This is a genomic window from Flavobacterium sp. GNP008 (assembly GCF_056428965.1).
Genome location: NZ_JBWJVL010000001.1, coordinates 1154991 through 1168218, shown reverse-complemented (window position 1 = coordinate 1168218; position 13228 = coordinate 1154991). Strand labels below are relative to the sequence as shown.

Below are 13228 nucleotides of genomic sequence, written 5' to 3'. Positions count from 1 at the left end.
ATTACGATTATATGAAAAAGAAGGATCCGTATTCTGCACTGCGTTTTAAAGAATTTAATATTTTTTTGTTATTGCGTTTTGCCATGGTATTTGGCTGGTCCATGCAGTTTATCGTCATTGAATGGGAAGTCTACAGTTTGACCAAAAATCCATTATCGCTAGGAATCATTGGGTTAATGGAAGTCATTCCGGCAATATCGATGGCACTATTTGCTGGGCATATTGTCGATCAAAAAGAGAAAAAAGGATTGCTTTTCAAATGCATTTTAGGGTTTTCAGTCATCAGTTTAGGTTTGTTTTTATTTACGTGGCCTCCTTTTATAAAAGATTTTGCTACCCAAACTATTTTATATTCCATTTACTTTTTCGTGTTTTTAGGAGGGTTGGTGCGTGCTTTTCTTGGCCCGACGATATTTTCTCTTTTGGCACTGATTGTCCCTAAAAAAGAATATCCTAATGCTGCTACGTGGAGCAGTTCGGTTTGGCAAATAAGTTCGGTTTTAGGCCCTGCAGTAGCTGGTTTCTCGATCAATTGGATTGGCGTTCATTGGTCAATGTCCATCGTTTTGGGTTGTTCGCTACTTGCGTTAACCGCTTTAACCCAGATTGCAACGAAACCAATTTTAAATCCAAAGATTGGGGAACCCATTATGGAAAGTTTAAAGGAAGGTGTAAAGTTTGTTTTCAATAATAAAACGATTTTAGGCGCCTTATCACTGGATATGATTGCCGTCCTTTTTGGAGGAGCTGTAGCGTTGTTACCCATTTTCGCACAAGACATTTTGAAAGTAGGGCCACAGGGATTTGGTGTTTTGAGAGCCGCTCCGGCAGTTGGTGCTTTTTTGATGCTAATAATCTCCGCTTATATTCCTTTTACCAAAAATGCCGGTATGAAACTGCTGTCGGCAGTTTTTGCGTTTGGTATTTGTATTATCGTTTTTGGACTTTCGTCTATTTTTTGGTTATCCGTTGCAGCTTTGTTTTTAAGCGGTGTTTTCGATGGGATTTCGGTGGTGATACGCCAAACTATTTTGCAATTGAAGACTCCCGATCACATGCGAGGACGTGTTGCCGCAGTCAATTCTATTTTTGTAGGTTCTTCTAATGAATTGGGTGCTTTTGAAAGCGGATTAACCGCAAAACTGATGGGAACTGTTAGCGCAGTGGTCTTTGGTGGAAGCATGACACTGATCACCGTATTACTTACCGGAGCCGTTTCGCCTACTTTTAGAAAACTGGACTTGCAAAAAGATGTCGAGGAACATGAAAAGAGCGAATAATAAATAGTTTTTTTTAGAAAAAAACACTTCCTATAGCCCGTCGGTAAAATAATCTCAAGATTACTTACCGACTTTTTTATATCTTTTTTATGTTTTATTATTTAGAATAAATATAAATAATACGTATTTTTGTTTCAAACTGATGACAGATGCAAGAAATAAAACAAATATATCATAACAATTTAGGCACAGCTTTCTACTGGAGAAAGGATAATGATGTGGTACTAGACAAAGTCCAACTAGTTTTTAGAGAAACGGGTTTTTATTTTACCCAACAGGAATTACAACTATTTAAGCGCTGTATTGAGGACAGTTATATCCAAAATAAATATTGCGACGATTGTGAACTAAAAAATAAATGCCATAAATTTTTACTAAAAACACCTTGCTCCCAAATTGATTTGGCCGTTTCGATGGAAGAATTAGACGCCGTAAAAGACTTGGTGGAAGGGACTTTGTTTAAAATAAATCTGGATGATTATTTGTACGGAGAGGGAATGAATTAGGGTTTAATACTTTTTGATTTCGAAATTCTCGCCATCAAAAACGCCATAAGTAAAATACGTAATCCAGTCACCTAGATTGACATACTCGGCATTTTCTGCTACGGTTACTTTCATAGGCAAATGACGGTGGCCAAAAATAAGGTAATTATAATGTTTGGTTTCCAGTTTTCTTTTGGAATAGAGAATCAGCCATTCGTTGTCTTCGCCAAGAAAGGTCACATCTTCATCGCCAGAAATCAGTTTGTTTTTTACGGAAAGGTATTGCGCCAGTTTCACGCCAATATCCGGATGAAGCCATCTAAAAAGCCATTTGAAAAACGGATTTGTAAATATTTTTTTCATGCGTTTGTATCCTAAATCACCCGGGCCTTTTCCGTCACCATGGCCAATAAGGAATGTTTTATCTCCAAAAGTATATTCTTGATTGTCATGAAACACAGGAATATTCAATTCTTTCTGGAAATAATCGGTCATCCATAAATCATGGTTCCCTACGAAGAAATAAATAGGGATCCCTGAATCTCGGATTTCGGCCAATTTGCCTAAAATACGGACAAAGCCTTTTGGTACTACCGTTTTGTATTCGAACCAAAAATCAAATAAATCGCCCAATAGAAAAATAGCTTCAGCATCACCTTTTACCTCATCAAGCCAAGCCACAAATTTTTGTTCTCTCGGAAAACTCAATTCGGGTGTTGGTGCGCCAAAATGTTGATCGGAGGCGAAATATACTTTTTTGTTATTGAGTAATTGCATGGAGTTACAGTATAGATTTCATATTATCACTGGCAAACCATTCGGCGAAAGAAGATTCGGTTTCTTGTAATTTCAAAGAGAAAAGAGTGATTCCTTCCGGTAATCGGCTACTTATTCTTTGTGAAAAATCAACAACCATGTTTTCGCTAGTGGGTTGGTAGTCTACCAAAATAACGTGGTGTCCGCGACTTATTAATTCGTTTGCCAATTCGACATGCGGTGTTGTACCGTTGAAAACAGTCGCATGATCAAATTGATCTACTATTTCTTCTGTTACAATTTTTTTTAAATCTGTGAAGTCTATAACCATTCCAAATTTTACATTAGAGCGATCTGCAATTGGAGTTCCGATTACCGTTACTGACAATTTATAACTATGCCCGTGAACATTTTTACATTTCCCGTCATAGCCATATAAGGCGTGTCCGGTTTCGAAACTAAATTGTTTTGTAATTCTGATATTGCTCATCGGAGTATAATTTTGGTGCAAATTTAGCAAATTGATATGAGAAATAGGACGTAAATCTTTCCCTCCCCAAAGTGGAGGGAGATAGGATGAAATTATTTTGTTTGTAATCCGAATTTGATAGTTCCAAATACTCTAGCCCTGATGGAAACGGCATCCTTTTTATAAGGTGATTTTTCTTCACCTTATAAAAAGATATAGTGAACAGCAGGAAATAGCTACTGAAATAAATTCAGAATAAATCCTGAAAAATTACTTTTTGAATTGGGCCAATGCTTTTCTGGTAAAATCAGACAATACCAATTTACCCGAAATTGCGGCGCGTTCCAGCAACAATGCGTCCCATTGTTGTGTTCCTTGCCAGAAAACCTTTTTCATTTCCAGTAAAGCTTCGGGATTGTAACCGGATAATTTCCTGCTGAAATCAGCTATCGCGGCATCAAGTTCTACAATGGTTTCAAAGGTATTGGCGTATAATCCTTTAGCTGCCGCCCAATCAGCGGTTTTCCATTCGTGAGCTGCGAGCGTCATTTCGGCCATTGCCGTCATTCCAATTTTCTTAGAAACGACCGGTTCAATGACAAATGGACCAATGCCGATTGCCAATTCTGATAGTTTTATTGAAGCATTTTTTGTGGCCAGTGCGTAATCACAGGCAGAAGCAATTCCTACTCCGCCACCTACTGCTTTACCGTGAATGCGACCCACAATAAGTTTGGAACACGAACGCATCGCATTGATTAAATGTGCAAATCCAGAAAAAAATTGTGTTCCTGCTGCTTCATCCGAAACAGCCAAAAGTTCCTCAAACGATGCTCCTGCACAAAAAGCCCCTGAGCCTTCGCTTTGTATAACTATAACCGAAACGGCTGGGTTCGTACTCAAAGCATTGAACTCACTGGTTAAACGATTTAACAATTCTCTTGGAAAAGAATTGCTCGCAGGATGGCCAAATGTAACGGTTGCGATTTTATTTTCGATTGTTGTGAAGAGCGAACCTGCTGGGTTTTCTGATACCATAGTGGAGATTTTGATGTAAAGTTAAAGAAAGTAAAGGAGGTTTTAACTTTTTTTCAAATAGAATGGATTTGTAATTTGAAATTTGCTTTTTGGAAAATTTAAATGTTATATTTGCGCTCTAGTTTGGGGGATTAGCTCATTTGGCTAGAGTGCTTGCCTGGCAGGCAAGAGGTGACCGGTTCGAATCCGGTATTCTCCACAAAACAAAACCGTAAAATCTTTTAAGTAAGAGTTTACGGTTTTTTATTTTAAAAAATTGTTTGGTGCAGTTATGAGACTGCGACAAACTATTTTGGATATTCAATTTTCCCTACTTGACGCATCACGCGTACAATTTTAGCTTTTCGCCTGTTAATGTACGTGGAAGAACTTGTCGCCGAATATTTTCTTGGATTGGGTAAAATCGCAGCTATTCCTGCAGCCTGTATTGGCGTAAGACTAGAAGCATCCTTCCTATACCAATGCTCAGTGGCAGCTTGTGCTCCATAGACCCCATTCCCCATTTCGATACTATTCAAATAGACTTCCATGATGCGTTCTTTTCCCCAAATGATTTCAATTAAAACAGTGAAATAGGCTTCTAATCCTTTTCTCAAATAACTTCGGCCTTGCCAAAGAAATACGTTTTTGGCCGTCTGTTGCGATATTGTGCTTCCGCCCTTTATTCTTCGGCCTCGTTCATTGCTTTTATACGCTTTTTGCATGGCTACAAAATCAAACCCGTTGTGTTTCAGAAAAGTTCCATCTTCACTGGCAATCACGGCTTTTTGAAGATTCATTGAGATATTTTCAATTGGTTCCCAGTCGTGGCTAAAGAAAACTTCTTTTCCAGTTACCTTATTTTCAATTGCACGAATTGCCATTAATGGGGTAAACGGAACGGGTATAAATTTAAAAAACACCACAAAAAACAAAGAGAGTCCGAGGAACCACAAGAAAATTTTGAATAAAAAACGAGTTAGTCTGCTCATAAAAGAGGTTGGTTCTTTTTTAATGGGTTGTTTTGATTTCCTGGGTGCTATTTTCGTTGCCATTATACTAAATCTGCTAATTCTGTTCCAATTAAACTTCCTATCGCCACTCCCATTCCACCCAATCGTACGCCACAATAGACATTATCCGACAATTGTGAAACAATTGGATTTTTGCTGTTACCAATACCCATGATGCCGCTCCAACGGTGTGCAATTTGAAAATCCTGATTCGGCAAAATTACTTCTTTTAATAATTGTTCCAATTTTTTTTGGACGATTTCTGTTTGCCCAAATTCAGTTGTGTTCTCCGTCTCAAAATCGAGGTTTCTGCCTCCGCCCAGTAATATTCTATCGCCAATATTCCTGAAATAATAGTATCCTTTGTCTAGGTGAAAAGTCCCTTTTATATCTAAATTTTTAATAGGCTCTGTTATTAAAACTTGAGCTCTTGCTGGTTTAACGGCTCCATTAGTCAAACCGTTTGCAAAACCGTTCGTCGCAAACAGTATTTTTTGGCTACTAAAACTAAAATCCCCAAGTGCCACTTCCACTCCACTTCCTTTGTCTATATAAGAGGTAACAGTTTGTTGGTTTAGGATCAAAATATTTTTAGAAACCGCTTCTTTCAACAACGCCTGCATCATATTACCGGTATCTATTTGTGCTTCAAAAGGATTGAAAACTAAATATTCCTGTATTCCGCTAAACCCAAAACGATCTATTTCCTTGGCAAAAACATCGGCTCTAAATAGTGGTTTTAAAATTTCATTGATGAAAGGTAATTTCCCTATACAATCCCCGTAACAACTATCATCGTATTTTAAAAACAACTCATATCCGCCATATGGCTTGAAATCTATTGTGTCGTCCCCCAATCTTTTTCGCAGTAATTGCAGTCCTTTCCATCGTTTTTGAACGAGTTGCATCACTTCTTCTTCAGAATGGGATTTTAAATCATCGATAATTTCTGAAAGGCTTCCAAAACAAGCAAAACCAGCATTTTTAGTACTTGCGCCTTGCGGCAACATTCCTTTTTCTAACACCAATATTTTGCTCTCCGGGAATCTCTCGCGCAAGCGTATTGCCGCATGTAAGCCTACAATACCACTTCCAACGATCGTATAATCTACCTCGGAAAACCAATTTTTCAACTCCCAATAGCTCAAATCCATTTCCAAATATTTTTATAAAAATAATAATTTTTTAGTTTTATTTTGAATTTATTTCAGAAGCTTCTCCTCCTATCCTTTGCGCTCATTAATTTTTAAAGGAAAAAATAAAAAGGATTTTAACTGTACCTAAAATTCACTGCTCTTCAGTAAAATAAAAATACCGAGATGTAGTCAGGGCTAAAAGCAAGTGTTAAAAACGAAAAATCATCAGATTAAATTGGCTAATTTTAGCAATCGAAAACATCAATTTTTACAATGAAAAAAATATTATTTATACCCTTATTAATGATGAGTTTAACTGCAATGGCACAAAATGTAATGACTCCAGAACTGCTTTGGAAATTAGGAAGAGTAACCCCTTTAGGCATTTCCAAAGATGGAAAAAATATAGTATATAAAGTAACGACTCCCTCTGTTCAAGAAAACAATTCGGATACAAAATACTACACGTTACCTGTAAATGGCGGAAATCCAACCGAAGTAAAAGATACCGCAGCCCTATTAAAAGACAAAAACAGTTCTCCGGACGGGAAACATATTGTTTACAATCAAGAAGTAAAAATGGAGAACGTTCACGGAAAAGATTTTTATCCAGAACTGGAAAAATCAGATGTTCAAATCTACAATGGCTTGAACTACCGTCATTGGGATACTTGGAACGAAGGCAAGTACAACCATGTTTTTTATAGAGAGGACAAAGAAGGTGCCGTGGGAATTGACATCCTAAAAGGAGAAAATTTTGACAGTCCTCAAAAACCTTTCGGTGGCGATGAAGATTACATCTGGTCACCAGACAGCAAAAGCATCCTTTATGTAAGCAAGAAAAAAGCAGGAACTGAATATGCTGTTTCTACCAACTCGAATATCTTCGAATACAATCTGGAAACTGGAAAAACCATCAATAGAACCGAAGAAAATTTAGGATATGATTCTGCTCCACAATTTTCTCCGACAGGAAACCTAACTTGGTTGCAAATGAAACGAGACGGGTATGAAGCCGATAAAAACGACCTGATGGTGAGTTTTAAAGGAATAAAAACTAACCTCACAGCAAACTGGGACGGAACGGTAGACAATTTTATTTGGAGTAGTGACGGAAAAAAAATATTTTTTGTTGCTGCGGTAGACGGAACCAAACAATTGTTTGAAGTTAATTTTCCGGGTCTGACTAAAATAGCAATTAACATTCATCAGATTACTACTGGAGAATTTGATGTCAATGATCTAGTTGGTTTTTCGGGCGACAACATTATTGTAACGAGAACTGATATGAATCATGCTGCGGAAATTTTTTCTTTTAATTTAAAGAAAAACACGTGGAAACAATTGTCTAATGTCAATACAACAATCTATAATTCTTTGGTGTTAAGCAAAACAGAAAAAAGGTATGTAACCACTACGGATGGCAAAAAAATGTTAGTTTGGGTGGTTCTCCCTCCTAATTTTGATGCTTCAAAAAAATACCCAACCCTATTATACTGTCAAGGCGGACCACAATCTCCATTGACACAATTTTATTCGTATCGATGGAATTTACAGTTGATAACTGCTAATGGCTATATTGTTGTTGCTCCGAACCGTCGTGGTATGCAAGGCCATGGTGTAGCATGGAATGAGCAAATTAGCAAAGACTGGGGCGGACAAGTTATGAATGATTATCTGTCAGCGATTGATGATGTGGCTAAGGAAAAATATGTCGATGCAACTCGTTTAGGATGCGTTGGTGCGAGTTATGGAGGATATTCGGTTTTTTACCTGGCTGGAATTCACAACAACCGATTCAAAACGTTCATTGCCCATGATGGTGTTTATAATACCCAAAGCATGTTTGGGACTACCGAAGAAGTTTTCTTTAGCAATTGGGATTTTGGTGGTGCGTACTGGGAAAAAGACAATGCAGTTGCTCAAAAAACCTATACGACGTTCAACCCAATGACCTTGGTAGAAAAATGGACTAAACCTATCTTAATTATTCAAGGTGGAAAAGATTTTCGTGTTCCAATAGGACAAGGTCAAGAAGCTTTTCAAGCAGCACAATTACGCGGAATAAAAAGCAGATTTCTGTATTTTCCAGAAGAAAATCACTGGGTACTAAAACCGCAAAATGCTCAGGTTTGGCAAAGTGAATTTTTCAAATGGTTGAAAGAAACCTTGTAAAGTACTTTTTAGACAAAATTGCAAACCTCACTTTTCAGTGGGGTTTTTTGTTAGCATTAAAATATTTTGAATAACTTAACTTTAAACACTTTTGTAATTTTTATCTTTGGAAAATGGAAAGCAAAAAAAGTTATATTCCGATAAAAATTTTCATAAGTTACCTGATATTGGCACTTCTTTTCGTGAGTGTCAGCTGGTTTTTATATACTGAAAACAAAAGCTTTTCTAAAACTGAAAAGAGGTTTACAGAGAAAAGTAGTTCAATATTGAAAGTTAGTAATTTATTATCTGACTTATACAAAACGGAGAGTTTAGCCCGCATTGCGGTTCAATCTGAATCAGCAAAAGATTTTAAAAATTACGTTTTTAAAACCGCTTCTTTGAAAATGAATATTGATTCTTTGAAAACATTAGTGTCTACTCCATATCAAAGCCAGTTACTCGATAGTGTTAAATATTTATTGTCCGAAAAAACTAAAAATATTAAACAACTAAAAGCTATAAAAAACAAAACAGAAGATGAGCTTGCAGTCAGTAATGCAATTAGTGATCTCACAAAGATGGAGGCTTCAATGAGAAAACTTCAATTAGAAGATTTTGTAAAAAACCCTTCATCAATGGGAGTATATGAACGCAACGTACTCAAGAAATATGTAGCCTACTTGAATCAAAACATTCCTGATGACAGTACCAATACATTAAGTAAAAAAGCATCCGATTCAATACTATCAGTTTCAAAGATGCTATTGAATGAGGTACAAAAAGAAACAGCAAAAAAGAAACAATTATTAAATCAGGAGGAAAACAAATTATTAGAAAACGAACTTTCGATATCTGATCAATTAAGAAAAATACTTAGTACTATAGAACGGGAAATCATTCTAAACACAACCGTAAACTATCTCGAAAGAGAAGAATCCTTAAAAAAGACAAATCAAATCGTTACCACTGCAGCAATAATTGGATTACTGCTAACTTTATTTTTTTTAATTATAATCTTGAATGACTATTCAAAAACACAATCGTATAAAAAACAATTGGAGGTGGCCAATTCAAAAACTAAAAAACTACTAACCAGCAGAGAGCAACTTATTGCTACAGTAAGTCACGATTTAAAAACACCGTTGAGCACCATTGTTGGTTATACGGAATTATTAGGCAATTCTGATTTGACTAACAAGCAATTGTATTATACTAAAAACATCAAAGAATCCTCAGATTATATTGCACAATTAGTTCAGGATTTATTAGATTTTACTCAAATAGAAGCGGGGAAAATCACCATTGAAAAAATTCCGTTTTCCCTTTACAAAATCCTTAATGAGGTTGGGAATAACATCCAATCGGTTTACAGACAAAAACCTATTCAGCTGCATATCGAAATTGATCCAAACCTTAAACAAAGAATCGTTGGAGATCCGTTTCGATTGAGACAAATTCTCTCTAATATCATTGGAAATGCTTTCAAGTTCACCGAGAATGGATTCATAAAAATTCAAGCCAAAATAGATCATGAGACCAATACAATAGCGGTACTTATTGAAGATTCCGGAATTGGAATTGAAGAAAAAAATCAGCAATTAATTTTTGAAGAATTTACACAAGCAGATGAAAACATTGAAAAAAAATATGGCGGAACTGGTTTAGGACTTACTATTTCTAAAAAAATGACTGCTATATTAGGTGGTCAATTGCATTTAAAAAGCGAATTGGGAAAAGGAAGTGTTTTTGAAATACTGATTCCCTTACAATTTGACGATACGCTGATTCAAAAAAAATCAAACAACCATCCAGCTGAAAAAGAATTAACCGCTGTTATCATTGATGATGATGAAAGTTTATTAAAGTTGACAACAGAAATTTTAAGGCAGCATCAGTATCTTGTTTACCCTTTTAACAATGCAAATGAAGCATTGGATTGGATTAAAACCTCTGTTTTTGACTTCATTGTTACTGATATTCAAATGCCCGTTATAGACGGATTTTTATTCTTAGAAACCCTGAAAAACATGTCTGAGTACAATTATGAAAATCAACCTGTGATTGCAGTAACGGGAAGAAATGATTTGGATTTAGAACATTACAAAAAAGCGGGGTTCACAACTGTTGTCCACAAACCTTACTCGCCAAAAGCGCTATTAAAAACCATAAAAGCAGTTTTAAATAAAAGTGAAATTCCTATTGAATCGCCTGTACCAATTAATATCACAGACGCAACAAAACCGTATTCATTAAAAGCCCTAAAATCATTCTTATCGAATGACAATGTTGCTTTGAAAGAAGTATTAATATCTTTTATGACCAGTACAAAGGAGAATTTAGAATTTTTAGAGCAAGCAGCATTAGCTATTAATTATGCCGAAATTAAAAATATCGCTCATAAAATGAATCCTATGTTTAAGCAGATAAAAGCCTCTGCTATTATTCCAATTTTAGACAAATTAGAATTAAAAGACTGTACCGTAATAGAAATAAGTACTGATATTACTGATTTAAAAAATAAAATTTCAGCCCTTTTTGTGTTACTAGAAAACGAAATAAACTAATTGATACCGTACAATTTCAATTTGTTATACAAGGTTTTCCTATTGATTTTGAGCAATTTTGCAGCCTCTGTTTTATTGTTGTTCGTTTTATTCAACGCTTCTTGAATAGTTTCTTTTTCGTTTTTTGACAAAGAAAATTCGGTTGTTATTTTCTCTTCATTTTGAAAAAACTCTAACGGTAGTGTTGTTTTTTCTATAAAATCGCCTTGTGATAATAACGTAGCCCTTTTAATGCAATTTTGAAGTTCCCTAAGATTTCCAGGCCATTTGTACTTTTGAAAAATAGTCATTACTTCCGAAGAAAACCCAATAACATTTTTATTTAATTCTAGGTTTGATTTTTCAAGAAAAAAATCTGAAAAAAGCATTAAATCTTCATTCCTTTCGACTAGCGAAGGTGAATGAATCGAAAACTCATTAATTCTATGGTATAAATCCTCTCGAAAATCGCCTTTTTTAACAGCTTCACGCAAATCTTCATTTGTGGCAGTAATAATCCTAATATCCACCTCTATTTCTTTAGTACTCCCAACGGGTTTAATTTTCCGTTCCTGCAAAGCACGTAAAAGCTGAATTTGGTTTTCATAAGAAAGATTCCCTATTTCATCCAGAAAAATAGTTCCTCCATTTGCCGCTTCAAAAAACCCAATTTTATCCTGTATTGCACCCGTAAAAGATCCTTTTATATGACCAAAAAACTCACTCGCGGCTAATTCTTTTGGAATTGAACCACAGTCAACGGCAATAAAACTAGTATTTTTTCTGGAACTGTTTTGATGAATACTCTTTGCAATCACTTCCTTGCCTGTTCCGCTTTCGCCGATAATTAAAACCGAAATATTTGTCGGACTCACCAATTGAATATATTCAGCAAGCTTTTGGGAAGCTTGAGAAATACCCTGAATAAATTTAGTACTAACATCGTTTGCAATCAACTTTGTATTTTTGAGACTGGAGATCCTTTTTTCGGGTTCTTTGTGATGCGCAATTTGCAAAGCATTTGTGATAACCAGCAACACTTCTTCCGGATTAAAAGGTTTAGAAATATAATCCGCCGCACCATTTTTGATTGCTTTCACAGCTGTACTCACATCAGAATACCCTGTCATTAATAGAACCGGAACATTAGGATGAGCTAATTTGATTTCAGACATTAGTGTGATTCCATCATAATCAGGGAGCCTTAAATCCGTTATGATGAGATCAAATTCAGTACTTTTTATTTTTAATTTTGCTTCTTCAGCAGAAAATGCTGTTGTTACTTGAAAAGATTTTTTTATAAGAAATTTTTCTAATAATTTACAAAAGGCAACATCGTCCTCAATCAATAAAATCTTAGCCATTAGTTTTTTAACTTTAATGCTAAAATAAAGTTATTAAATTTGTATAGTCATAATTTTTTGCAAAAAAAAAGAGACTGTTAAAAACAATCTCTCTCCTTAAAAAAAACTCAACTAAATTATTTATTTATCATGTTCCCACTGGCATCTGCATAAACAGTAGCTTTCTGGTCTCCAACTGTAACTTCTAGCTTGTGCTCTTTTTTTGCATTTACATACGCCTTACCGATAATGGCTCCAGGATGTGCTGTTTCTAATGCTTTTTTTACTGCTGCCGGAACTGCTTCTACCTTTACTTCAGTATACTCCTCTTGAATCAATGAGGATTGAGTTACGGGATTTTGAACTGGAAGTGTTGTTGCATAAATTGATAAACTTCCTAATACGATTGCTGCTGATACCATTAATTTTTTCATAATATTTATTTTTAGATTATATTTTTATTTTTGAACTTTTATTTTATTTTTGAATCCAGTTTCCGGTAGCATCTGCAAAAAGGTTTCCTTTTTTACCCGCAATAGTTACATCTAATTTGTATTCTTTCTTTGCGCTTACATAAGCTTTGTCAAGAATTGCACTTGGATATGCCTTTTTAAAAGCCTCTGTTATTGTTACTGGAACTTCTTCAAGTTTCACGTCAGTATATTCCTCTTGAATTGTTAATATTTTCTCCACTCCATTTGCTACGGGAGCCGTAGTTGCGTATGCTGATAAACTTCCTAAAACGATTGCTGCTGATACCATTAACTTTTTCATACTGTTCTTTTTAAATTATTCATTTGTTATTGTTGTTTAGTATAAAGGAATAATCATACCGTTTTTCAAACACCACCATCAATAGCGTTAAAACCTTTATATACAACGTTTTGAAAATATAAAATGATTACTTAAATTGGGAAAAGTGTGTATATTTGTGTGTGATATGTGTAATTTTTACCCGGCTTTATTACCCATCTGAAACCATTTCAAACAAAAAAACCTTGCATCACTGCAAGGTTCTATAACTTAGGC

General features: G+C 35.3%; 12 protein-coding genes and 1 tRNA gene. 5 read left to right on the top strand and 8 right to left on the bottom strand.

Annotated features, from left to right (window positions below):
- Positions 1-11: 11 nt before the first annotated feature.
- Positions 12-1280, top strand: coding sequence for an MFS transporter (locus AC0608_RS05230; RefSeq protein ID WP_417959243.1), 1269 nt, complete (start codon positions 12-14; stop codon positions 1278-1280).
- Positions 1281-1429: 149 nt separating this feature from the next.
- Positions 1430-1786, top strand: coding sequence for a hypothetical protein (locus AC0608_RS05225; protein ID WP_478288349.1), 357 nt, complete (start codon positions 1430-1432; stop codon positions 1784-1786).
- Between the two features lie 3 nt (positions 1787-1789).
- On the opposite strand, the gene AC0608_RS05220 is transcribed toward AC0608_RS05225, so the two are convergent.
- From AC0608_RS05220 to AC0608_RS05210, 3 genes are all read right to left on the bottom strand, one after another.
- Positions 1790-2542, bottom strand: a complete 753-nt coding sequence (locus AC0608_RS05220; RefSeq protein ID WP_478288348.1) for a UDP-2,3-diacylglucosamine diphosphatase — start codon at positions 2540-2542, stop codon at positions 1790-1792.
- A 4-nt stretch (positions 2543-2546) separates the two neighbouring features.
- Positions 2547-3011 (bottom strand): 6-pyruvoyl trahydropterin synthase family protein, encoded by a 465-nt coding sequence (locus AC0608_RS05215; protein WP_417989801.1) that lies wholly within the window; start codon positions 3009-3011, stop codon positions 2547-2549.
- Positions 3012-3260: 249 nt separating this feature from the next.
- A complete protein-coding gene (locus tag AC0608_RS05210; RefSeq protein WP_478288347.1) occupies positions 3261-4028 on the bottom strand; it encodes an enoyl-CoA hydratase/isomerase family protein in 768 nt (255 codons plus the stop codon).
- Positions 4029-4153: 125 nt separating this feature from the next.
- Between AC0608_RS05210 and AC0608_RS05205 the strand changes: the two genes are divergently transcribed.
- Positions 4154-4227 (top strand) — tRNA-Ala (locus AC0608_RS05205).
- 88 nt (positions 4228-4315) lie between these two features.
- Here AC0608_RS05205 and mtgA read toward each other — a convergent pair.
- Both mtgA and AC0608_RS05195 read right to left on the bottom strand, forming a co-directional pair.
- Entirely contained in the window at positions 4316-5062 is a 747-nt protein-coding gene (mtgA, locus tag AC0608_RS05200; protein ID WP_417959238.1) for a monofunctional biosynthetic peptidoglycan transglycosylase, read from the bottom strand.
- On the bottom strand, positions 5062-6174 hold the full coding sequence (locus AC0608_RS05195; RefSeq protein ID WP_478288346.1) for an NAD(P)/FAD-dependent oxidoreductase: 1113 nt from the start codon (positions 6172-6174) through the stop codon (positions 5062-5064). Before AC0608_RS05195 ends, mtgA begins: the two co-directional genes overlap by 1 nt.
- 255 nt (positions 6175-6429) lie before the next feature.
- Here AC0608_RS05195 and AC0608_RS05190 point away from each other — a divergent pair, with 255 nt between their 5' ends.
- Together AC0608_RS05190 and AC0608_RS05185 are read left to right on the top strand one after the other, a co-directional pair.
- Positions 6430-8331 (top strand): S9 family peptidase, encoded by a 1902-nt coding sequence (locus AC0608_RS05190; RefSeq protein ID WP_478288345.1) that lies wholly within the window; start codon positions 6430-6432, stop codon positions 8329-8331.
- A 266-nt stretch (positions 8332-8597) separates the two neighbouring features.
- Positions 8598-10877 (top strand): ATP-binding response regulator, encoded by a 2280-nt coding sequence (locus AC0608_RS05185; protein ID WP_478288344.1) that lies wholly within the window; start codon positions 8598-8600, stop codon positions 10875-10877.
- Here AC0608_RS05185 and AC0608_RS05180 read toward each other — a convergent pair.
- From AC0608_RS05180 to AC0608_RS05170, 3 genes are all read right to left on the bottom strand, one after another.
- Positions 10874-12220 carry a sigma-54-dependent transcriptional regulator gene (locus tag AC0608_RS05180; RefSeq protein ID WP_417959234.1) on the bottom strand — a complete coding sequence of 449 codons (1347 nt, stop codon included), beginning with the start codon at positions 12218-12220 and terminating at the stop codon, positions 10874-10876. The genes AC0608_RS05185 and AC0608_RS05180 overlap by 4 nt on opposite strands.
- Positions 12221-12336: 116 nt before the next feature.
- On the bottom strand, positions 12337-12633 hold the full coding sequence (locus tag AC0608_RS05175; protein WP_417959233.1) for a hypothetical protein: 297 nt from the start codon (positions 12631-12633) through the stop codon (positions 12337-12339).
- 43 nt (positions 12634-12676) lie between these two features.
- Positions 12677-12973 carry a hypothetical protein gene (locus AC0608_RS05170; protein WP_478288343.1) on the bottom strand — a complete coding sequence of 99 codons (297 nt, stop codon included), beginning with the start codon at positions 12971-12973 and terminating at the stop codon, positions 12677-12679.
- Between the last annotated feature and the right edge of the window lie 255 nt (positions 12974-13228).